Genomic DNA, 23918 nt, shown 5'->3' with positions numbered 1-23918 from the left:
AGGTGATAACATGAGTAATGACCCAATGGCTAATTTGAATCAGCATTTGAGAAATCAAATGCGGCAAATACAAGAAGTCGCTGACCAAATGACGGAAAATAAAAGAAGAGCAGAACAAGTACAAATTGACCAAAGGGATTATCTCAAGCAGATTTCCGAAAACACTAAAGGTATTAGTGAAATTATTGATTTAGTGCGGAAAAATAATGAGATAAACGAAAAAACATTTGAACTTTTTCAAGAGGTTTCTAAAGTAATGACAGCACAGACCCCTCAAGAAGCAGAAGGGATAATCCGAAATGTGATGAACAAGGCGAACCAAGCAAACGAGGATTTGGGTACTATACAAGCATTAATGGGATATGGAAAAATGCTAGGGAAATTAATCTTCCCTGAAGCAGATATATTTAACTAGAGCATTCCTTCGGGAGTGCTTATTTTTTTGTTCTATATATTAATGAAGAAAAAATTTTTTCAAAAAAGTATCCGAGGTACCTAACATATAAAAATTCTTCAATATAATAGTCGTGTAATCAAAAACAACAACAACAAAAACAAATCGGAGGAATTATAAAAATGAAAAATGAAATTATTTTAACAGAAAAAGACATCTATTATAAACAAGACTTAGTTTTTCCAGCAAATACAACTATCCCAATAGAAGCTGATTTTGTGAAAGTTTATCATGCTATATCTGAAGAATTAAAAAAAGAAATTCAAAAGCATTTCCCGTATGAAAATGAATTATACATTGGCTTTGGTATTGAAAAATATTTTGGCATGAAACTTTTTCATAAAGAACCTCAACACCCTTGGCAAGAAGGATATAAAGAAGAAGTTTTGGTAATTTCAAAAGATATAGTTATTGAAGATATGCCCGATTTTTAAACACATCACTAAACCGCAGGCTTGGACGAGCTTTGCGGTTACTTTTTAGAAATAATAGAAAGGTAAAGGTAAGATGAAATACTATGTTTATACACACTCTCTAAACGGAGAAATATTTTATGCTGGTAAAGGTTCAGGAGCAAGAGCAAGTCGACTCACTCGTAGGAGCGAACGCTGGAATCAAATTGTTAGGGATAAATCAGGTGATGTACAAGTTAATATTGTCGCTAGGTTTCACGATGAAATAGAAGCATATGATTTTGAAAAGAAATTAATTGAATTATATAAAAGCATAGGATTGTGTCGAGCAAACGAAAGCTTAGGCACAAAAATTACAGATCAAACAAAAGAGAAATTAAGCGAAAAGAAGAAAGGTCGTAGGAATGGTATGTACGGGAAAACAGGGGGCAAGAGTCCTTTTGCAAAACCTATGGTGGCTATATTCTCAGATGGTAGACGAATAGAGACAGCTTCACGACAAGAAATGGCTAATTTAATGAGGCGAGAATATAACATATCAATGGGCACGATTCAAAACATTATTAAAACTGGACGACCGTACAATCCTTACTTGAAGCAAAATAAGGAGTTAAAAGGATTAATAATAGAATATTCTGAACCACATCTTCACAAAAAGCAACCACCACTTTATAATGGAGGAAGTAGAAAAATTAAGAGAAGTGGTTGTTGTTAATTAAATATAAATGAATCATCACTATAAAACCCAGTAGTGGCGCACGTTGACCCAACTAAAGTAACTCGTTCTGCACTTCAAAACGCTGCATCTGTAGCGGCTATGTTCTTAACAACTGAAGCAGTTGTTGCTGACAAGCCAGAACCAGCAGGTCAAGGCGGCATGCCTGATATGAGCGGTATGGGCGGAATGGGCGGCATGATGTAAGGCTTTTAAGCCTTGCACTCGAAAAGTAGTGGAAGCTATTTTTCACCCTTTCTTATATCAATAGCAAAAACCACTTCCTATAAAATTTAGGGAGTGGTTTTTTGTGTTGTTAAAATTTGCAAGACTTTTTGGATGACATACGTTTCAAGAACAACCAAATGAATATCAAAAATCATGAAATGCTTTTATGGAATTTGGGGATTACTACATTGAGAATTAAGTATTAATGTTAAAGACATTATATACACCGCAGTTGAAGCTATGAAAATACAAATATGACCAAGGCTACATTCTATAGCAAGGGGAAAAAGGGTCAGTCCCCCATTCTGCTAAAGTGCTAATGTAGCGCGGGGGACAGACCCACTAGCCCCTAATAGATAAACTCTTTAGACACATCCATTAGAATCTATCAGTATCCATACTATTGCTGTCAGTTGTGGTTTCTTTGACCGAAGCGTCGCCCTTTTTGGTCACTTTTGCTTCCTCGCGCTTAATATTTTCTATTACCTGTTGGGTTTCAGAAACTTGTTTCTTGCCAATCACCAGTTCTTCAGCAACGACGGGTTTCTTTGTCACTTCTACTTTCTCCTCAACAATTGGAACGCGGATGGTTTCTTCATCGCCGATTGGTGTGGAGGTGTCTGCACCAGTATTGCCGACTGACCGTCTTTCCACATAGACCTCATCATGTGTTACTGGGACATTTACTGTTTTCTGTTCTTCAACCACATCTTTTTTTACCTCTACCTCACCTGTCTGAACAGGCTGTTTATTCACATCCAACTGTTCTTCCCGCAGCTCTAGTGATTGCTGCTTATTTGTATCGAAAGTATCCTCAAGACCTGTTTGATTACGAGCAAAATCTTCTGTAGAGATACGGTCGGCAGCGCTAACGTTCTCTAATCCTTTTTCAGCAAGAAGCAGAATCATTCCGGAGTTGATATCCTCTTCGTATTTTAACGCATCTGCTTCACTAATACCCTGAGCAATCAAATGATCATAATAGGTATTTCTGCCGTCATTTTGGGCGGTATTATCCACAAACGGGGTAAACAGGCTTGCTAAGAACGCTAAGTGATCTTCTGATGGTGGATTATTCCTTGTGGTTATCTCCTGAGAAGCCACCCCTGTTTCCTCTTCGATGGTGGAAGGGACATCTGCTGTATTGGCAATAATTGAAAAGTCCTTTCTGGAATATCCTTCGTTTTGGAATACCTCAATGGCCTGAATTACTTCTTCACTGGAATTATAAACCCCTAAAACTGTTTTACCCATAGTTATAGCCTCCATTTCCCTTTTTGTTTGCTGATAAAGCATACAAAATATACTTACCCGGTTTAACACCATTGCAAACAAATTTTCTCTGCGTGATCAATCCTCCATGGGTCTTTTAGATGATTGATCTTTTTGGGAAGATCTGTTGTTTTTTTACATTAAGGTGCCTGGCACTCTTATTGGTTCATCCTCTTTTTAACGGTACGGGGCTTATGTTTTACTCAAATCTTAATTAATCAATTTAAGGTATTTTCTCCCTTTTTGTGGATAGATCCCTTCGGTTTGAAACCACTCCCAGAGCAAGGTGCCTCTCTTTCGGCCAATACAGCCACTCATAATAAGTTCAGGAAAGATTAAATGGGTGGGCAAGCCTTTTACATAATAGGATATATTGGTGTTAAATTCTTTTATTACAGTAATCTGGTCATCAATAATACTTATAACCTCAAAAAGGCTATCCCATCTTTTCGTACATTGCTTGAAACTCTCGTTGGCTATTTCAATTTGTTGCTCGGGGCTAAAGCCTTTCTGATGGAGTTGTGGGAAGTCTCTCAAAAAAATAGTATTCAGTACTTGTTCACATACTTTCAGGTCGGAAATAGCCTCTTTTGAATACTTATCAACGACTGTAAACCATGTTGTTCCAACACGCTTATCAAGCCACTGGATAAACATTCTTAACTGGAAAAGGAAGATTTCTACTTGTTTTTGATCAGGGGTAATTCTCATAACATGAGGAAAGTGGGTGAAAATCAGTTCTTCCCAGAATGGCCGCTTGCATTTTTTCCATGAGGGTGGACAGTCATCTTCCAAAACGGTGGTCATGAAGTTTGATAAGATACGGAGAAACTCATTGCGGTCTTTGTCGTAGGGGCGTAAAAGTTTATAGTCAATAAAGTCCTTCCCATAAAATAAAAAGTGTCCTCGGTACCTCATTTCAAATTCAGCACTTATGTTGATATTTTTTAATAGATCTTCACGCTCTTTTGGATTTTCAAAATGCTTCATTAATACCTTCACTTGCATTTCATTCTCATCACAAATATCCTTCGTATTGTTGCTGTTCTTCATACAATCAACCTGCTTTCATCGTGAATTGTTTTGTTGGAAAAGAAAAGAGAGGGTTAAAGGAGAATTTTGCATGGGACTACTCCTATTATATCCTTCCCATAAACGTATAAAATGGTTGAATTATGTTACTTTTGTGAATAGATGCTAATATTTTGCTAATGCAATCTTATAAAAACGTTAAAATCCAGTTAAAGATGTTATGGTACTGATTATCAAAACCATTTTTTGATATACAATTTTTACGGACATCCGTATTTGAAAGAAATGGTTGGTACTTTCACAAGTATGGCTGGTGTTATTACCACGGGAGAAGGGGGAGTATAGTATACCGTCTACTGTCACTCCCTGAATATTTTTAGATTATAGATTTGTTCCCCAATCCTTTCGTCGATAGTAGAAATACAAGTGTTTCCTTCGACAAAAAGTTTTGCTAGAAAACGTGGAAAAGCCTATTTTAAAAGGGTGTGCTGCACTTTCAATCAAACGATTAGTTAGTAAAAAATATATTTCTATTTGTCAGAATATGCATTTTGCTAGTTTCTATTGTCAGTATTAAAGATGATTCCTTACACCCTCAACTTTTATACGACAATTAATTCTCTTGAAAACAGCCAAAAATTCGTTTGTTAAAAGGGCTTAGCGGTATTTAACCAAACGTTTAATTAGTTGAATCGGCATTAACTAAACGATTGATTAAAAATTCTTTAAACGCTGTCAAACCTGTGTTTATTCCTTCTGATTAGCAAGAAAATTGTCGAAAAGAGAATCTAGTAATAATGATGGAATGCTTTTGATAATATCGAATAATCCCCACCTAGTTTACTGGTGGGGATTATTTACTCTTAACAGATTAGTTACTAAATAGATGCAAGTTTACTAACTACTTCAAGTAATACATTGGCTCCAGCTACTAAGTCTGAATCGTTTGTAAATTCCTTAGGATGAATAAACTATCGTTAAAGATGTTACAGATGAAATTAGCATAACCTTGATTTACCGCACCTTTTGCACACCTCGTTAAAGATTTTACACACTCTCATCTTACGGGCGGCATGATGTAATTCTTCTCATAAGTTCACTAAACTTTTGAAAGGCCTCTTTTCATTTCCTTTTAAGAAAGCTGGTTTTAACAAAGAGACAAATACCCGTTTTATTTCAGCCAAAACACTTTTTTTAATTACAAATAGTGTCCTTCTGGTTTCAAGTACTATAATGAATTTTGACAAATTTCACTACCGAAGTGGAAGTGTGTTTGGGGAGGGACATCTTTGATAATCACACTTACAATGTTCTTAATAGGTATTTTACTAGGGTTTATTGGGGCAGGAGGATCAGGTTTTATTATTGCTCTTTTAACCGTTGTTTTTGGAGTGTCAATCCACACAGCGTTAGGTACGTCTCTTGCTGCTATGGTGTTTACTACAATGTCCGGAGCTTACAGCCATTACCGGCAGGGAAATGTTGATGTGAAAGCAGGAATTACTGTAGGTGTTTTTGGGGCGATTTTCTCCTATCTTGGTTCCAGGATTGCCGTATGGATTCCGGTCCATTCACTCCACTTTCTTACAGCGGGAATGCTATTTCTATCCGCTATTATGCTAATGATTCGCCTTTTTATTGTAAATAGGCTTAAAGAAACAAATAAAGGGGAAATTAAATCAACAGGCAGCTTTTTATTCAGGGCATCTGCAGTCGGTATAGTAACTGGTATTTTATCTGGTACGTTTGGTATTGGGGCGGCTCCATTCATCCAGCTTGGGTTGATGATTGTGTTGGGGCTTTCTGTACAAAAATCAGTCGGCACAACAATGCTTGTTATTCTTCCAATCGCTATGGCAGGCGGGACAGGCTACTATTTTGAGGGTTACTTCAACGTCCAGCTTCTGGTTCAGGTACTTATTGGAACCATGATCGGTTCTTATATTGGAGCTAAATTTACCGATAGTGTTCCACTGCCAATCTTAAAAAGTGCTATGGTTCTCACTCCAATTATGGCTGGCGCAATTTTGCTGATTCCATGATTTAAAATAGAGACTGCTTGAAGCTCATTTACTAGCTTAGCGGTCTCTTGTTATTTAATGGAATAGTCTTATACATATAATAACTTAGCAAATGCCTGGGGGATATCATGAAAAAAAAATTAAGCTTACAAGCCATCATTATTATATTTGTATGCATTGTCGTCGCGTTATCACTTGGAATAACTGATTTGCTAATAAGCAAAGGGATTATCTCCAGTGTGGAAGAAACACAGAAAGAAAAGGCCCTGAATGTTGCAAAGATGGTTGCCATTAGCCCTCAAGTGGTTGGGGGTCTTGAAGGGGAAAATAATCAGGAAGAAGTTCAAGTTTTTTCCAATCGAGTAAAAGGTTTAACGAAAGTTAACTTTGTTGTCGTTATGGATATGAAAGGAATTCGGCTTTCCCACCCGGATCCCGGTAAAGTTGGAAGGCACTTCAGGGGAGGAGATGAAGGGCCTGTCCTACAAGGGAAGGAGTACGTATCGATCTCAAAAGGCTTACTAGGCCCATCAATGCGGGCATTTACTCCAATTATGAATTCACACGGAAAACAAGTCGGTGCAGTTGCAGTAGGAATTTCATTAGAAAATGTAACAAAGGCAGTACATAAAGGTCAGATGGGTATGGTTATTGGTACCTTAATCGGAATAATGATTGGGGTAGTCGGTGCAGTGGGACTTGCGAGATACATTAAAAAAATCCTTTTAGGACTCGAACCATTCGCTATTGCTAAGCTGCTTGAAGAGCGTAGTTCCATGCTGCAGTCTGTGCGCGAAGGAATTATAGCTATTGACCAAGAAGGGAAAATCACCCTAGTAAACAGGGCAGCTAGTAAGCTTTTTAGAAAAGCTGGGCTTGAAGGAAATCCTATGGGGATGAACATTGAAGATTATTTACCAGAGACTCGGTTAACTCGCATTATAAAATCGGATGAAACGGAGTTAGACCAAGAACAGAACCTGCATGGGGTTACGATCCTAGTAAACAGGGTGCCGGTGGTTGTCGAAAATCAACCGGTGGGAGCAATCGCTACATTTCGTGATAAAACGGAGGTTCAAGTTTTGGCCGAACAGCTCACTGGTGTGCGCAATTATGCGGATGCTCTCCGCGCACAGGCGCATGAATTCATGAATAAACTTCATGTCATTCTTGGACTGGTTCGTACGGAACAATATGATACACTTGCTAAATATGTGAGTGAAACGGTAAACCACCGGGAGACAGAAATGGGCTTTGTAACGAAGAAAGTTCAAGATCCCGTACTTGCTGGATTTCTGATTGGCAAGCTAAGTTCTGCAAGAGAATCAGGAGCGTCACTATCATTTGATTGCACAAATAAATTACCCACGCCTGGAAACCCAGAAGTGACACATGAGTTGATTACAATCATTGGAAACCTGATGGATAATGCAATGGATGCAATTGCTGACAGCCCAAATAAAAAAGTCGAACTAAAACTGGATTACGCAGAGGATATTTTAACAATTGAGGTTAAAGACACTGGGATGGGCATGACGACGGCAATCCAAAATAAAATACTGGATAAAGGCTTCTCGACAAAAGGAGATAACCGCGGGTTCGGATTATATCTCTTGGCACAGGCAATTGAAAGATTGGAAGGGGACCTGATTATTTCGTCTAAACCTGGAAAGGGAACAAATTTCGCCGTGTATATACCTTATAATGCAGAGGATGAATAGATTTGATTAATGTAATGATTGTCGAAGATGACCCGATGGTAGCAGAGATCAATAAACAATACCTTTCCAAAATTGATGGGTTTCGTTTGGCTGCAACAGCAAATTCAGTCGATGAAGCTATCCGATTTTTGGGGAAGGAAGATATTCAGCTCATTCTTCTGGATATTTTTATGCCGAGTAAGCAGGGTCTAGAGTTACTTTCGTACCTTCGGAAAAATGAGCATGAAATTGATGTCATCATCATTTCGGCTGCCTCGGATCTGGAACGGATTAAGAGGGCGTTAAGGTATGGTGTTGTCGATTATTTAATTAAGCCTTTTCAGTTTGAACGGTTCCACGCTGCTCTTGCTTGTTACCAGAAGCATAATAGGTTTATCGATAAACAAAAAGAAGTTAGTCAACAAGAACTCGATGATTTTCTTTTACACAGAGAAGAAACAGTAATAGCAGAGGAATTGCCAAAGGGGTTAACAAAGGATACCTTAAAGCAGGTATGGGAAGCTGTTCAGGAATTGAAGGAAGGTCCTTTTTCCACTGATGAAATAGCAAATCTAGTAGGCATCTCAAGAGTCTCTGCTAGAAAGTATCTTAACTTCCTTAAGGATTTAGGAATCCTAGATGTTAAGGTAATCTATGGAACCGTTGGAAGGCCTGTTTATCAGCATGAATATAATCAATACAAAGAGCACTTAATTAAAAATTTTCTGTAAGCAGTGATGTAACTGCTTACTTTTTTTATTTGCCAAAAGAATTATTAAATTTTCACAAACTATGAAAACGGTTTACTTGGTAATATGATGAACATGTAATCAAACAAAGGGGGATTAAAAGATGGCACAACCTGCAAGAAAATTGGAACCGCTCTCTACAATGACTGGAGAAAGTTATAAAAATAGCCAAAAAAATAATAGTTTCTTTGCAAAATTAGCCAGCGTGAAGATTGGCGTTGTTCCACTTCCGCTTTACATGATTATAGCAGTAGTTGTCTATTTTGCTGCAGTTTATGAAATTCTTCCAGCTGATATGATTGGCGGCTTTGCCGTCATTATTACGATGGGGATTTTACTCGGACATCTTGGAATGAAAATTCCTGTATTGAAGGATATTGGGGGCCCTGCAATTCTCGCACTCCTTGTTCCATCAATTTTAGTCTATTTTAGTGTGATTAATGAAACTGGATTAAACGCTGTCACTCAGTTAATGAAAAGCTCAAACTTCCTTTATCTATATATAAGTATACTAGTAGTAGGAAGTATCCTTGGGATGAACCGTAAAGTCCTGCTCCAGGGCTTCTCTAAGATGTTCGTCCCGCTTATTCTCGGTACACTCGCTTCTGTAGGTGTTGGAGTATTAGTTGGCATGTTGTTTGGATACTCTGCAAAGCATACATTGTTCTATATCGTTGTTCCTATTATCGGTGGCGGCATCGGTGAAGGGATCCTGCCACTTTCCATCGGTTATGGTCAGGTTCTCGGAGCAGCTCCAGAAACATTTGTCGGCCAATTGATTCCGGCTGCTGTTATCGGAAATATTGCCGCAATCATTTGTGCAGGTCTCCTTTCTCGTCTCGGTCAAAAGAAACCACACCTTACTGGTAACGGTGTTTTGGTTAAAACAAAAGGCGGAGATGGTATTACTGAATCTGTAACCATTAATAAGCCAGTTGACTTCCCGCTGATGGGAGCAGGTCTCTTAATGGCGTGTACATTCTTTATACTTGGAGGACTAGGACACATGTTATTGGGAATGCCAGGCCCTGTACTTATGATTGTTGCTGCTGCACTGGTAAAAAGCCTTAAGCTCATGCCGGCAAAAATGGAACAAGGTGCATACCATTTGTACAAATTTGTATCATCAAGTCTTACATGGCCATTGATGGTTGGACTTGGAATGCTTTACATTCCACTTGAAGACGTGGTAAAAACCGTTACTCCTTCATACGTAATCGTTTGTGTTTCTGTAGTGCTTTCGATGGTCACAACTGGTTACTTTGTTGGAAAACTTATGAAAATGTATCCTGTGGATTCTGCCATTGTTACAGGCTGCCATAGCGGTCTTGGAGGAACAGGGGATGTTGCAATCCTCTCAGCTTCTAACCGTATGTCATTGATGCCTTTTGCCCAAATATCTACAAGGCTTGGCGGAGCATCTACTGTCATCCTCGCAATCATGCTGCTAAAGCTTTTAAGCTAATTTGAAATGAAACAAAGATTTAAAGCAGGCAGCGGTTTACTGTCTGCTTTGGCTTAGTTAAAAAACAGGGTAAATAAATTAAATAACCTATACCAAAAAGTGCAGAGGTTATGAACATGGAAAGGTAAGAAATGAATTTGTGAAAATTGTTGAACAGGTATTTTATTAAAGAAAGAAGGAAAATTCATGAATGTTCATGAGAATGTAATTATCACAACATTAAGAGGAAAAGAAATTCTCTCTAATCCTTTTATAAATAAAGGAACGGCTTTTACTAAAGAGGAAAGGGAAGAGCTTGGGCTCGACGGCCTGTTACCACCCCAGGTGCTCACCCTGGATGAACAGGTGAACAGAGCCTATGAGCAATATTCGATGCGGACGACGAATCTGTTTAAAAATGGAGTGCTTTATGATTTATATAACCGCAATGTTGTACTGTTTTACCGTCTTTTGAAAGAACATTTAGCAGAAATGCTCCCTATCATCTACACCCCCACTGTCGGGGATGCGATCCAGTCATATTCCCATAGCTACCGGCGCCCAGGTGGCTTATATCTTTCAATTGATGATCCTGAGGGCATTGAAAAGGCATTTTATAATCTTGGACAACCTAAAGATGGCATTGATTTAATCGTCGTTACCGACTCCGAAAGCATTTTAGGTATAGGGGACCAGGGCGTAGGTGGTATTAATATTGCGATTGGTAAACTTGCCGTTTATACAGCAGCAGCCGGTATTGATCCAAGTCGTGTTCTGCCAGTCGTCCTGGATGTAGGTACGAACAATCAGGATTTGATTAACGACCCTATCTATATTGGTAACAAATTCGCGCGTGTCCGCGGTGAGCGTTATGACGATTTCATTGATTTATTCATTCAGACTGCAAGAAAATTCTTCCCAGAAGTTCTTCTTCACTGGGAGGACCTTGGCAATGTGAATGCCCGTAAGATCTTGGACAAATACGGTGACAAAATCCTTACCTTTAACGATGATATCCAGGGAACAGGTGCGGTTAGCCTTGCTGCTGTTATGTCTGGATTGAAAGTAACAGGAGCTACTCTGAAGGATCAGCGAATTGTTGTCTTCGGACCAGGGGCTGCCGGCATCGGTATCGCTGACCAAATGGCAGATGCCATGGTTCTTGAAGGGCTAACCAGAGAAGAAGCCTATGACCGTTTCTGGGCTATTGACTATCGGGGATTACTCACAGATGAAACAACAGATGTCCTGAAATTCCAAATGCCTTATGTAAGGAAAGCCGATGAAGTAAGCGGCTGGGCAAGGAATAAGGATGGGATCATTTCATTAATGGAAGTAGTTCAGAGGGTTAAGCCAACCATCCTAATCGGAACTTCCGGACAAGCCGGCGCCTTTACTGAGGAAATTGTGAAAGAAATGGCCAAACACGTTAAGCGTCCAATCATCTTGCCTATGTCCAACCCGACTGTACTGTCTGAAGCAGTTCCGGAAAATCTGATCAAATGGACAGAAGGAAAGGCCTTAATTGCAACCGGCAGCCCGTTTGCCAATGTAGAATACAACGGCGTTTCCTATGAAATTGGGCAGTCTAATAATGCATTTGTTTTCCCAGGTCTCGGACTTGGCGCAATTGTTGCAAAGGCTAAAGTGATTTCAAAAGGAATGTTCGCAGCTGCTGCTTATACGGTTGCAAGAATGTCAGACACTAGCACACCTGGAGCATCCCTGCTGCCATCGATTGAAAAACTTCATGAAGTCTCAAAATACGTAGCCATTGAAGTAGCAAATGCTGCAATATACGAAGGAATTGCAAGGGCGGATATCCAAGATGTTGAGAATGCTATTGAAAGTGCTATGTGGAAACCTGAGTATAAAAAAATAAAGAGCGTGCGGTATTTAGACAAGAATTTAATAACTAAATAGTTATTCCATAGGTATTATCCCCGGAATGGTTCTTTTGCTTCCAACTGAAACAGCAGAACCGTTCCCGGGGTTTTTATCCATTTTTGAAAAAGTTTTCATCAACCTGTGGTCGTTAATTACAAAAGAATTTAATTAATTTAAAAATCTATTCAAGTGGTGTGTTGGTATATATGATTGGGTTATATTTATAGCTCTTAATTTTTAGGAAGCGTTTTAAAAGTTGGTATGTGAAATAAAGTACATAAACACTTTAGGAAAAGGGAGAGGTATCATGGACACATTGCGTGATAGAGCTTTACAAATGCACCGGGACAAACAAGGGAAATTAGAAGTGAAAGCGAAGGTAGCGATTAACAATGCAAATGATTTGAGTCTAGCGTATTCACCTGGTGTCGCGGAGCCATGTAAGGAAATATATGAAGATCGAAATAGAGTATATGAATATACAATGAAGGGGAATACCATTGCAGTTGTTTCAGATGGTTCAGCAGTATTAGGGCTTGGGAATATTGGCCCGGAAGCAGCGATGCCAGTCATGGAAGGAAAAGCAGCTTTATTTAAAAGTTTTGCTAACGTGGATGCATTCCCTATTTGTTTAAATACACAAAATGTTGAAGAAATAATTGAAACGGTAAAGCGTCTTGAACCAACATTTGGCGGAGTAAATTTAGAAGATATATCAGCCCCAAGATGCTTTGAAATTGAGGAACGTTTGAAAAAAGAAACAAATATCCCCATTTTTCATGATGACCAGCATGGTACAGCAATTGTAACTGTTGCTGGATTAGTCAACGCTCTAAAACTTGTAGATAAGAAACTGGAAGAAATAAAAGTAGTAATTAATGGTGCGGGTGCGGCAGGTGTTGCAATTGCTAAATTGCTATTAAGTTTTGGTGTGTATGATGTCATTTTATGTGATACAAAAGGTGCAATTTATGAAAATCGCCAGTTTGGTATGAATCCATTTAAAGATCAAATTGCCAAGCAAACAAACCGCAACAATGCAGAGGGAAGCTTAGAGGAAGTCATTGTCGGTGCAGATGTCTTTGTTGGTGTATCTGCTGCAGGTGCAGTAACAAAGGATATGATTAGAACAATGAGAAGAGATGCTATTATTTTTGCAATGGCAAATCCTATTCCGGAAATAATGCCAGATGAAGCAAAAGCTGCTGGAGCAAAAGTAATAGGCACCGGACGTTCTGATTTTCCGAATCAGGTGAATAATGTGCTTGCTTTCCCAGGGATTTTCCGAGGTGCTCTAGATGTTCAAGCAACACATATAAATGAAGAAATGAAAAAGGCTGCAGTATATGCGATCTCTTCACTCATTTCAGAAGAACAACTATCAGAAGACTTTGTGATTCCAAGTCCTTTTGATGACCGTGTTTCTTCAGCAGTAGCAAAAGCTGTTGCAACTGCGGCAGTAGAAACAGGAGTAGCGAGGAAATCCTTTGTAACCTTGTAAAAAATAATAAATTTAGGTGTCAGGCACAAAATTCAAAAGTATTGTTTGGAAATAAATTGCTAACATTTTGCTAACGCAATCAAATGGTGGCCTTTCTCTATATTGTCAGTCTATGTCATAGATGTTCATCATTGTTTGTATTGATATGATGAACTTTTTAAGATGTCTTGTAGTTGTATTGCTAGCAGTTTTTGCGATTAATGGACAGCCTTATAGTGAAGTAAAAGTTTTCAAACTTGTAATGATGTTAATTTTGCTTGAAAGGATGCGGGAACCTAAGGCTATATAAGTATAGGTTCCTTTTTTCCCTTTTTCAAATTAGAGTGGGAATGATAATGGAGAGTGGGGTAACAGGCACTCTCTTTTGTTTCTAGTCTCTTAAATATTCTGTTCAATAAATTGGGTAGGGTATTTAAAGTACCATTCATCATATAAATTTTGATTGATGATTTCTTCCATGGTTAGCCCGTCTGTAACTATTTTCTCAAAAACTCCGAAAACCAAAATCAGTCCAGTTGATAAAATCAATCAATGATTTTGTCCCCAATTTCTCTCACGGCAGTAATTCTTGATTTAATCGTAAACTACTCAATATCCAAGTGTTTCTTAACCATCTTAGACAGCTTTATCCGTTCTTCCTCAGGCACAATGTAGTAATAGATACCCTTTTCTTCCTTACCACTTCCATTTATATGGATTTGTTCGAGATTGTGACGCGTTTCAGAATAGTTTTCCTGAATGACTTTCATGTCCTCAAACGTTAAATTTGTTTTTACATTATCGCCAATTACCTCTAATATGCTTCCATAGTTTGTGAGAGTTTCGATTTGTACCGCTTCTTTGATGAAAGCTTGAATGATTTTACGCTGGCGTTCTTGTCGGCCTAAGTCACCCTGTGGGTCAAAAGCACGCATACGAGAATACTTCAGGGCTTCTTCACCGTTCAATTCCAGTTGACCGACAGGGAAGTCTGTCCTTTCATAGGAAAAGTCCAAGGTGTTATCCACGGTCACACCGCCAACAGCATCTACAAGATCCTTAAAACCATCCATATTTACTTGCACGTAGTAGTCAATCGGGACATCTAGAAAATTTTCTATGGTTTTAATGGACATATCAACTCCGCCGTATGTATACGAATGATTGATTTTATCCTTTATTCCCTTGCCGATAATTTCGGTGTATGTATCACGAGGAATGCTTACCATTTGAATAGATTTATCTCCTGGGTTTGCCGTTAATAGAATTAATGAGTCTGGACGCCCGCGGTCTCCCTCGCGCTGGTCCACCCCAAATAATAAGATGGAGATGGGATCTCCATCTGCTAAATTAATAACACGCTGCTCTGATTCTGAACGTTTCAGTGGTTCATGTGTTTTTTGGAGCGTGCCGGCAACAGAGTTATAAACGGAAAATCCGTATGCGCCGGCACCAATAATTAGAAGGAAAATGACTCCAAGTGTTATTTTTAAGCCCAGCTTCCTTTTTTTAGGGGGCGGGGATGTGTGTTCCGGTTCCATTTCAAACACTTCCTTTTCAGTAATCTCGTTTTATTTTAGCATCTAAAAAAATTTACAGGTATTCGACAAAATAACTAGAGGAGCGACAAAAAGACAGTAATCCTCCTTGATTAGTAGAATATACCTGGGCAGGAGGAACCTTTTTTTATTATCAAAACGTTTCTGCTATATTAAAGTTATATTACAAAAACATTAAGGATCGTTATTTTACTGAAACAGTGGCTGTAGCCGACTTGAAGTTACTGGGTTCAGCAATAAAAAGGAAACAGAACTAGGTAAATTGGTCAATAAATACTTATTTATTAGGTAATTATGCAGGGAAGATTCCTTTGAAGTGGTGATGTCCGAGAAAATTAGATAAATTAGCTTATTTCTTCTTGTAAATCCTCTTGTTACTGTTGTAATGATTGGAATACTGGTAGAATTTATGGCTTTGGTTATTAGCGGTTTCCTTTCAAAATTGAAAACTACGTTATTATTGTGAAAATGTGAACAAAATAGTTTGCTTAAATAGTGAGTAGGAAGTTCCTGGTAGGTCGTTCTTATGCAAGATAAAAAATAATATGAGGGAGGTAATAAAATGAAAAAAAGGACCTTCCGTTGCCGAGGTGAAAATAATAAAACACATTTGCACCTTGAGCCCGGCCAAAAAGATTTTATTTTTGAAAGTGAATCGAGTAAACGGTGGAATCTGCTGATTATTTTCTTTGCTCTTCTAGCTATTCTATTCTGTCTGGTGATCTTTTTTTCTGGTTTAGGTCTTTATGCTAACCCCCATCTTCCTAAATTGGAGACAAAAGAAACGGATGAATTTTCACACATCAGTCCATCTGCAACCATGACTTCCCCTAAGGTTGCATCTGCAAATATTGATGCGAATGAAAAATTTCTCCAGCAGGAAGTTGCCTATAAGGATGATGTTTTCGCATTCTATGTGAATTGGGACAGCAACAGTGAACAATCGTTAAGGGAAAATATTGATACAATCGATGTTCTAATCCCGCAATGGTTGAGTTTGAATGCTGAACTGGAGCTTGAGAGCGATATTCAGCCGGAAATAGTAGAGCTCGCCAAAAAGAATGATGTTAAGATCGTACCGTTAATTCACAACATACAGAATGGTAAGTGGAATCAGGAGACAGTTCATCAACTTTTAAATTCTCCTGAAGAAAAAGCGAAGTTAATTAATAAACTACATGAACTAATAAAAAAGCAGGGCTTTGATGGGATCAATATTGACTTTGAGAATCTAAACAAGAATGACCGGGATTTATTGACCGAGTTTATAAAGGAGCTGTACACGGTTTTTCATGCTGACGGTCTCTCTGTTTCAATCGATGTACCGGCTGCCAGTGAGGCGTTTGATTACAAAGAGTTGGAAAGGTACGTTGATCAGATGATTGTGATGGCTTACGATGAGAATGTGGACAATCCAGGCACCATTGCTTCTTCATCCTGGTTTAAAGAGATTCTCTCAAAATTATCCAAGGAAAAGCTGATAGTTGCGCTTGGGAATTATGGATATGACTGGGAATGGGAAAGCCAGCAGCCGGGAGAAGTCGTTTCCTTTGATGACGTCACAAGACTGGCCGAAAAAGCCAACTTGAACATCCAATGGGATGATATGAGCCATACTCCTTATCTTAAATATATGGAGAACAACAAAGTGCATGAAATATGGTTCCTGGACAGTGCAACCTTCTACAACCAATTGAAAATGTCTGCCGAGGCTGGAGCGCAGGGAATTGCACTCTGGAGGCTCGGATCGGAGGATCCATCTGTTTGGGATATTCTTAAAGGGCATAAAACGGAAGAATTGCTTACTGTCAAGAATGGAGGAAATATTTACAGCACAGGAGAAGGGAATATTTACCGGGCAAAAGAGAGTTGGAAAGAGGGGGAACGCAGCCTTCAGTTTGATGACTCTGGCTTTATTACGAGTGAAACCTATATTACCAACCCAATATCATCCGAATTTGAGCGTTTAAGCCAACCGGGGGAAAAAGAGATTGTCCTAACCTTTGATGATGGGCCCGATCCTAAATATACGGAAAGCATATTGGACATCCTAAAACAATACCAGGTTAAGGCTTCGTTCTTTGTCATTGGTAATCAGGCAATACACAATCAGGATATAATCGAACGAATTTATCAGGATGGCCATGAGATTGGTAACCATACGTTTTCCCACCCAAAAACAAATAAAATGTCCGATAAGGAGTTAAAGCTTGAGCTAAATAGTACTCAACGTATTATTCAAGGAATTACTGGACGTACCACCTCGTTGTATCGGTCTCCATATGGAGATGAAGAGGCAAAGTACATGCCAGCACATTTTCAAAAATTACTGGATGTGACCCGAATGGGGTACGTCACCGTCAATTATGATATAGATTCAAAGGACTGGAAGCTACGTGATAGCGAGGCCATTGTCGAGAATGTTTTGAGCCAGGCATCAAGCGGCGATATTATTTTACTTCACGACGGCGGCGGAGATAGGCAGGCGACCGTTGAGGCACTGCCTGAAATCATCGAACAGTTACAGAATAAAGGATATAAATTTGTTTCGGTCAGCGATCTAATAGATAAAGGCAAAAGTAATATCATGCCTCCTGTCAAAGAGGTGGAAAATCCGATTATACAAAGCTTCAAAGTGCTGCTGTTCAATATAGCAAACTTTAAAGAGGGTATTTCCATTTTGCTTTACAGTGTGATGTTCATTTTGGCTCTACGCATTTTGATTCTGGGCAGTTTAGCTTTTAAACATAAAAAACATGCCAGTCATCCGTTGAGGCAGTCTACACCGTTTGTAAGTGTCATCATCGCGGCCTACAATGAAGAGAAGGTTATAAGTAGGACCATCGAGTCAATCCTGAAAAGCGATTATCCTAACCTAGAAGTCATTGTTGTTGATGATGGTTCCAAAGACCAAACATCCTTGGTAGTATCCCGAGATTACGAAGCTAATAAAAAGGTACTTCTTTTCCACAAGAAGAACGGAGGAAAAGCTTCAGCCATCAATCTGGGAGTCAGGAAGGCAAAGGGGGACATTCTTGTTGCGATTGATGCAGATACCATTGTTCCTCCTGATTCGATTTCGATGCTTATTCGGCACTTTTCTAATGAAAATATTGCGGCGGTATCTGGAAATGTGAGGGTAGGGAACAGAAAAAACCTGTTAACTGCCTGGCAGCATATTGAGTATGTAACTGGATTTAACTTGGAGAAGCGTGCCTTTGCCACTCTTAATTGTGTCCCAGTCGTCCCAGGAGCTTTGGGGGCGTGGCGCAAACAGGTGGTTGAAGAGCTAGGCTATTTTACCGATGATACTCTTGCAGAAGATACTGACATGACATTAAAAATCCTCCGCCAAGGCTATAAAGTTGTGGTTGATGAACAGGCCTATGCCTATACGGAGGCTCCGGAAACGATTGGCGATTTTCTAAAACAGCGGTATAGATGGACTTTTGGAACTTTACAATGTTTTTGGAAGCATAAGAAAGCGTTTGGGGGAATAAAGCATAAATCACTTGGGTTCATTGCCCTCCCTAATATGATTCTATTTCAATTTATTGTTCCTTTCTTTGCTCCGCTTTTAGATATATTGTTTATTTTAGGAATTCTAGCAGGGGATGCCCAAAAATCATTATTGATTTTTGTCAGTTATTTTTTGGTCGATTTCCTTATTTGCTTAGTTGCTTTTAGGATGGAGAAGTTAAGCTTTACATCGCTCATTTCCCTGTTCTTGCAAAGGTTTTTCTACCGCTACTTATTGTTATGGGTAACGTGGAAATCCATTTTTGCTGCACTAAAAGGAACCCGGGTTGGCTGGGGGAAATTAAAGCGGGCAGGAAATCTGACGGTAGAGCCACGATTGAAGGAGAAACGTATCATCTAGATTTTCAAGGCGTCATCCTAAATATTCACAGGGAAGGTGAAGGACACCTTCCTTTTATTTTATATCTCAATAAAATGGACATTTCAGGAAAGAAATCCCCGAATCCTCCGGAGTCCTGAAATATAAGTAACATCAACCCGATTAACAAAGAAAAAATAGAGAACCTATATAATTAAGTTTGTTTGATGTAATTCCTTGTGAAGATATGAATGAGAAAAAGTAGCCCTTTACTTGGAAGAGCAGGAAAAATTACTTTGGTGGTTGCGATACTTAGGCTAATTGAAAATGCTCATAATTTTGCTCATACAATTTATATTTATAGATTTATTGTAGACTCAGAGTTGAAAACCGCTAATTCCAAGTTTTTTTAAAAACTTTTTTCCTTTATTTTATATAGTCATGAATGGGCGGCATGATGTAGGTTTAAAGCCTACATTATGCACTCAAAATGAGAAATAGTTACGGCTATTTTTCACCCGTTTTGTGAAGCTGGCATGTAAATAATTATCTTCAATATCAATCAACCAATCTTTTGTTAAGAGTTTACTACTTTTTATGAGGTGATCGTGGATGGGTCTGCCAGCGACTGTATGTATTTTTTCCGAGACATGCGGGAGAGCGGCCATCATTGAACATAATGGGGACGTGTATTCCTGTGATCACTTCATGTACCTGGATTATAAACTTGGCAATATTCAAGATTAAACGTTTAAAGAGATGATGGATTCAATCCAGCAAACTCAATTTGGCCAGGCAAAAAAACTACTTTACCGAAGTATTGCCTCGGTTGCCAAGTGAAATTTGCTTGTCACGGCGAGTGTCCAAAACATCGTTTCTTGACCACTCCAGATGGCGAACCAGGACTCAACTACTTATGCGCGGGTTACAAAAAATATTTTCATCACATCCATCGATATATGAAAGTCATGGTTCAGCTTCTTCAAAATGGCCTGCCTGCCAGTAAAATTATGGATGTAATCAAACATCCCATTATTATTAAAACATAAAATGAAAAAGGAACAGTTCCTTTTTAAATAAAAGAGTCGCTCTGACAAAATAAAGTTTCTGTCATAGCGGCTCTTTTATTTTTGCCTAGAATAATCGCATTCTTAGAAAGACATAGGCAACAATAAGGATATAAACATAAGACTGGACCGATTGATACGTTTTAGGAGGATGGAAATGAATTATTTCAATAAATTAAGTGTGTTGAGTACAGCTGCCGTAATGGCATCAACCTTGACATTTAATGGTGATTCACTAGCTGCAATACATATAGCAAAAGAGAAAGGTCCTTCTAAAAAGGAGAGTAAGTCATTAGAGAACAACAACAATGAAAAAGGACCTATGAATGTCATTTATATTGTCCTCGATGACTCAGGTTTTTCTGATTTAGGAAGCTACGGCTCTGAAATTCAAACACCAAATATGGATTGGTTAGCCCAAAATGGATTGCGGTACAATAATGCTCATGTTACGCCGCTTTGTTCACCAACACGAGCTGCATTACTAACAGGTGGAAATGCCCATGAAGTTGGGGTGGGAACAGTAGAGAATTTTGATTTAGGCCCAGAATTCCCGAATAAACGGGGAGGGACAGAGGCCGCAACGATTGCTGAGGTGCTGAGTGAGAAGGATTATAATACGTATGCAGTTGGGAAATGGCATCTAACTCCGACCCATCAGACCTCACCGGCAGGACCATTTGATCATTGGCCACTTCAAAAAGGCTTCCATCAATATTATGGCTTTTTAGAGGACTCATCACATCAATACAAGCCAGACTTAACGATTGATAACACGCAAATTCCATCCCCAATGGATGAGAATTATCATTTTTCTGAAGCAATTGTGGAAAACGCCAATCGATATATTACCAATCTAGAGAGTGCTTATCCCAATAAGCCGTTTTTCTTATATTTGGCTTTTGGCGCACAGCATAGTCCTCATCAAGTTCCGCAAAAATATATTGATATGTATAAAGGTGTTTATGACAAAGGCTGGGATGTTTTCAGACAGGAGCGTTTTGAGAAACAAAAAGAGCTTGGTCTGATTCCGAAAGATTCCAAATTACCTCCTAGAGCCGAAGATGTAAAGGCTTGGAATGAATTGAGTGGGACAGAGAAAAGGATTTTTATTCGATTCCAAGAAACGTATGCTGGAATGTTAACCCATGCAGATGAACAAGTTGGAAAATTGCTGGATAACCTACGTAGAACAGATCAATTAGACAATACGATGATTTTCCTTTTATCTGATAATGGAGCTAGTGCTTCTGGAAGGGAAACAGGCTTTCTTAATTTTACAAACGCCATTAATGGATGGTATCCAACGATTGACGAGTTAGCTCAGCATTATAAGGAAATTGGAAGTGGCAAAGTATGGCCTGATTATCCAAAGGGTTGGGCTCAAGTCAGTAATACACCTTTTAGAGGCTTTAAAAATTCTACCTTTGAAGGGGGAGTTCATGTACCTTTAATTGTCTATCATCCTACACTTATTAAAGATCCTGGTTCTATTCGCTCTCAGTACGTGAATTCGAGTGATATTACGCCTACCGTCTATGATATTTTAGGAATTAGCCCTCCAAGGGTCATCAAAGGTGAGAAAGAATTGGAATTGTCCGGTAAAAGCTTTAAGGGCTTGTTAATGAATCGGGAAGCAGCAGGAAGGGACACGCAATATTTTGAAACGTCAGGACATCGTGCGATTTATCATGATGGATGGAAAGCGGTTGCCGATCATAAAAAAGGTGAACCGTATGAAAAAGATCGATGGTTTTTGTTTCATATAGATAAAGATTTCTCCGAGTCCACAGATTTGGCGGAAAAGTATCCAGAAAAATTGAAGCACTTGCAGAAAATGTGGTTGAAAGAAGCCGAAAAATATGACGTATTTCCGCTAACTGATATTTTTGAGGAAGGATTTTTATCCATTCCACCCGATACGATCAGAGCCAAAAAACACTATACGTATTATAGGGGGATGGATCGACTCACAGATTCAGCCGCTGCTCCGGTGATCAATCGATCGTATGAAATTAAGATTCCGATCGAACGGAAAAGTCAACATGAAGATGGTGTACTTCTTGCCCATGGAGGTTTTGATGGCGGTTATACCTTTTATATATGGAAAAACAAGTTAGTGTATGAATATTCAATGGGGAACAGAGGTGGCTATAAAATCGTATCAGATATCAATGTACCGATCGGGAAATCGGTCGTGACCTACCAATTTAATAAAACAGGACCTGACGAAGGAAATGGTGTGTTGTATATCGATAGTCAAAAAGTGGGGGCAACAAAGTTAAAGGATACTCATCGATATAAGCTCTCATTTGAAGGCATTGATGTCGGAAAAGATACGAAAACACCAGTCAGCCCGAAATACGCAGACAAAGGAGAATTCGTCTTTAAAGGAGCACTAACAAAAGTTGAATACACCCTAAGAGATTAAGGGACCACGGGGGGCCGTGGGGACGGTTCTTGTGGCCTGAACTAGCTTCATTAAAAACCATAAGAACCGTCCCGGTGGCTTCGACAATTGAAGAATCTTGACTTGAGGGAGTAAATCTGTTATTAGAAATAGGTTATCGTAAGGGATAAAATAAGAGCCAACACTGAGTGTTGGCTTTTATTAGTTAAGAGCTTGTTTTAGAGAATCAATATTCTTTCTCATAATAACAAAATAATCTTCTTTTTTCTTAATGTTTTCATCCGAAATTGACTCCAAATTGTTTAACGTCAAGGCTTTAGTTCCTGTTTCATTTTGTACAATTTCAGCTACTTTATTCGTTAAGTTTGGTTCAAAAAAAATATATTGCAAATTATTTTCTTTAACAAGTTCAATAACCTCGGTTAATTTTTTTTGTGAAGGCTCGTCAGTTGGGGACAAACCACTTATGCCTACTTGTTTTAAACCATAGGTATTTTCCCAATAGCCATATGCTGAGTGAGAGACAATAAACGTTTTTGTTTTGGTTTGGGCAACCATGTTAGTAAACTCAGTATCTAACTTTTCTAATTCATTTTTTAAGGTTATGAAGTTATCTTCAAATGCTTTTTTGTTCTCTGGTTGCAATTCAGCAAGTGCATTTTTTATATTTTCAGCGAGGATAATCGAACGATTAGGATCTAGCCAAACATGAGGATCTATGTCAGATTCACCATGTTCTTCATGACCTTCCTCGTTATGCTCATCATGGGCTTCTTCTTCAGCATGCTCATCATGGCCTTCTTCTTCGGCATGCTCATCATGGGCTTCCTGATTGGAACTAATAAAATCTATGTTTTCAGAAGCACTCACAATTTTTACATCTTCTTTTTCCAACGAATCTGAAACCGAGTCTGCAAATCCCTCTACTCCTGTTCCTGTATGAATAAATGCATCACTTTCTGCTACTTTCATCATTGTTTTCGTACTAATTTCAACAGAGTGGGCATCTGATCCAGGGGGAACAATATTTTCTATTTTGACCAAATCCCCACCAATTCTTTCAGTAAAATATTGAAGAGGGTAAATGGTTGTAAAGACGGTTAATTGCTTTGTGTCTTCACTACTTTGTGTTTTTTCCGTTTGATTACACGCTGCTAAGAATAACATCAATGCTAAAACACTTAATATAGTAATAAATTTCTTTTTCATTTTATTAATCTCTCCCTTTTAAAAACTCTACATCATTATAATAGGAATCATTACGATTATAAATAGTAATAATTACGATTTACATGAAAAATTAATTGGGAAATCCCCCTATAGGGGATATATTATGATGATAAGGTGGAATAAATTATGTGCGGTAATAATGAAGAACATCTCATAATCATAAACAACGAAAAAATGTAATTAATCGTCTATCGAGAATTGAAGGACATATTAGAGGGGTAAAACAAATGGCGATCGACGAACGAGATTGTCCAGATTTTCTTTTGCAAATTGCTGCGATTAGAAAGGCACTTGATAACACAGCTAAATTAATATTGACGGACCATATAGAAACGTGTCTTGTTGATGCTGTACAGAAAGGGAACGAGCAAGAGGTGTTAAATGATATAAAGAAAGCATTGGATAATTTTATTCAGTAG

18 protein-coding genes and 1 pseudogene are annotated in these 23918 nt (G+C 38.6%); 14 read left to right on the top strand and 5 right to left on the bottom strand.

Going from position 1 to position 23918, the window contains the following annotated elements:
- Positions 1-10: 10 nt before the first annotated feature.
- From QFZ28_RS00830 to QFZ28_RS00815, 4 genes and pseudogenes are all read left to right on the top strand, one after another.
- The gene (locus QFZ28_RS00830; RefSeq protein ID WP_307192967.1) at positions 11-415 is read left to right on the top strand and encodes a hypothetical protein; all 405 of its coding nucleotides are present in this window, start codon (positions 11-13) and stop codon (positions 413-415) included.
- Positions 416-576: 161 nt separating this feature from the next.
- The gene (locus tag QFZ28_RS00825; RefSeq protein WP_307192966.1) at positions 577-888 is read left to right on the top strand and encodes a hypothetical protein; all 312 of its coding nucleotides are present in this window, start codon (positions 577-579) and stop codon (positions 886-888) included.
- A 73-nt stretch (positions 889-961) separates the two neighbouring features.
- The gene (locus tag QFZ28_RS00820; RefSeq protein WP_307192965.1) at positions 962-1582 is read left to right on the top strand and encodes an NUMOD3 domain-containing DNA-binding protein; all 621 of its coding nucleotides are present in this window, start codon (positions 962-964) and stop codon (positions 1580-1582) included.
- Between the two features lie 45 nt (positions 1583-1627).
- Positions 1628-1789 (top strand): annotated as a pseudogene (locus QFZ28_RS00815) (hypothetical protein); the annotation flags it as partial.
- 399 nt (positions 1790-2188) lie between these two features.
- Here QFZ28_RS00815 and QFZ28_RS00810 read toward each other — a convergent pair.
- Both QFZ28_RS00810 and QFZ28_RS00805 read right to left on the bottom strand, forming a co-directional pair.
- On the bottom strand, positions 2189-3064 hold the full coding sequence (locus tag QFZ28_RS00810; RefSeq protein ID WP_307192964.1) for a YsnF/AvaK domain-containing protein: 876 nt from the start codon (positions 3062-3064) through the stop codon (positions 2189-2191).
- Positions 3065-3292: 228 nt separating this feature from the next.
- Complete coding sequence (locus tag QFZ28_RS00805) at positions 3293-4135, bottom strand: hypothetical protein (protein WP_307192963.1); 843 nt, start codon at positions 4133-4135, stop codon at positions 3293-3295.
- A gap of 1268 nt (positions 4136-5403) precedes the next feature.
- Here QFZ28_RS00805 and QFZ28_RS00800 point away from each other — a divergent pair.
- The 6 genes from QFZ28_RS00800 to QFZ28_RS00775 all read left to right on the top strand — a co-directional run bounded on the left by QFZ28_RS00800 (position 5404) and on the right by QFZ28_RS00775 (position 13416).
- Positions 5404-6156, top strand: a complete 753-nt coding sequence (locus tag QFZ28_RS00800) for a sulfite exporter TauE/SafE family protein (RefSeq protein WP_307192962.1) — start codon at positions 5404-5406, stop codon at positions 6154-6156.
- A gap of 107 nt (positions 6157-6263) precedes the next feature.
- The gene (gene dcuS, locus QFZ28_RS00795) at positions 6264-7856 is read left to right on the top strand and encodes a DcuS/MalK family sensor histidine kinase (RefSeq protein ID WP_307192961.1); all 1593 of its coding nucleotides are present in this window, start codon (positions 6264-6266) and stop codon (positions 7854-7856) included.
- Positions 7857-7858: 2 nt separating this feature from the next.
- Positions 7859-8566, top strand: a complete 708-nt coding sequence (locus QFZ28_RS00790) for a response regulator (RefSeq protein WP_307192960.1) — start codon at positions 7859-7861, stop codon at positions 8564-8566.
- A 160-nt stretch (positions 8567-8726) separates the two neighbouring features.
- Positions 8727-10049 (top strand): 2-hydroxycarboxylate transporter family protein, encoded by a 1323-nt coding sequence (locus tag QFZ28_RS00785; protein ID WP_307196920.1) that lies wholly within the window; start codon positions 8727-8729, stop codon positions 10047-10049.
- Between the two features lie 186 nt (positions 10050-10235).
- On the top strand, positions 10236-11951 hold the full coding sequence (locus QFZ28_RS00780; protein WP_307192959.1) for an NAD-dependent malic enzyme: 1716 nt from the start codon (positions 10236-10238) through the stop codon (positions 11949-11951).
- Between the two features lie 271 nt (positions 11952-12222).
- The gene (locus QFZ28_RS00775; RefSeq protein ID WP_307192958.1) at positions 12223-13416 is read left to right on the top strand and encodes an NAD(P)-dependent malic enzyme; all 1194 of its coding nucleotides are present in this window, start codon (positions 12223-12225) and stop codon (positions 13414-13416) included.
- Between the two features lie 378 nt (positions 13417-13794).
- On the opposite strand, the gene QFZ28_RS00770 is transcribed toward QFZ28_RS00775, so the two are convergent.
- Positions 13795-13944: a hypothetical protein gene (locus QFZ28_RS00770; protein WP_307192957.1), complete on the bottom strand. Its 150-nt coding sequence runs from the start codon at positions 13942-13944 to the stop codon at positions 13795-13797.
- Between the two features lie 56 nt (positions 13945-14000).
- On the bottom strand, positions 14001-14936 hold the full coding sequence (locus QFZ28_RS00765) for an LCP family glycopolymer transferase (protein ID WP_307192956.1): 936 nt from the start codon (positions 14934-14936) through the stop codon (positions 14001-14003).
- Between the two features lie 580 nt (positions 14937-15516).
- Here QFZ28_RS00765 and QFZ28_RS00760 point away from each other — a divergent pair.
- The 3 genes from QFZ28_RS00760 to QFZ28_RS00750 all read left to right on the top strand — a co-directional run bounded on the left by QFZ28_RS00760 (position 15517) and on the right by QFZ28_RS00750 (position 22290).
- On the top strand, positions 15517-18834 hold the full coding sequence (locus QFZ28_RS00760) for a glycosyltransferase (protein ID WP_307192955.1): 3318 nt from the start codon (positions 15517-15519) through the stop codon (positions 18832-18834).
- A 570-nt stretch (positions 18835-19404) separates the two neighbouring features.
- Positions 19405-19539, top strand: a complete 135-nt coding sequence (locus QFZ28_RS00755; RefSeq protein ID WP_307192954.1) for an SPASM domain-containing protein — start codon at positions 19405-19407, stop codon at positions 19537-19539.
- A 477-nt stretch (positions 19540-20016) separates the two neighbouring features.
- Complete coding sequence (locus QFZ28_RS00750) at positions 20017-22290, top strand: arylsulfatase (protein WP_307192953.1); 2274 nt, start codon at positions 20017-20019, stop codon at positions 22288-22290.
- Positions 22291-22470: 180 nt separating this feature from the next.
- Here the strand turns inward: QFZ28_RS00750 and QFZ28_RS00745 are convergent, their stop codons facing one another.
- Positions 22471-23478 (bottom strand): metal ABC transporter solute-binding protein, Zn/Mn family, encoded by a 1008-nt coding sequence (locus tag QFZ28_RS00745; RefSeq protein WP_307192952.1) that lies wholly within the window; start codon positions 23476-23478, stop codon positions 22471-22473.
- 200 nt (positions 23479-23678) lie between these two features.
- On the opposite strand from QFZ28_RS00745, the gene QFZ28_RS00740 reads away from it, so the two are divergent.
- Entirely contained in the window at positions 23679-23918 is a 240-nt protein-coding gene (locus tag QFZ28_RS00740) for a metal-sensing transcriptional repressor (protein WP_373428104.1), read from the top strand.

It is taken from the genome of Neobacillus niacini, assembly GCF_030817695.1.
Taxonomy (GTDB): domain Bacteria; phylum Bacillota; class Bacilli; order Bacillales; family Cytobacillaceae; genus Neobacillus; species Neobacillus niacini_F.
The sequence above is the reverse complement of the archived record's forward strand: the minus strand, read 5'-3'. Positions and strand labels throughout refer to the sequence as shown.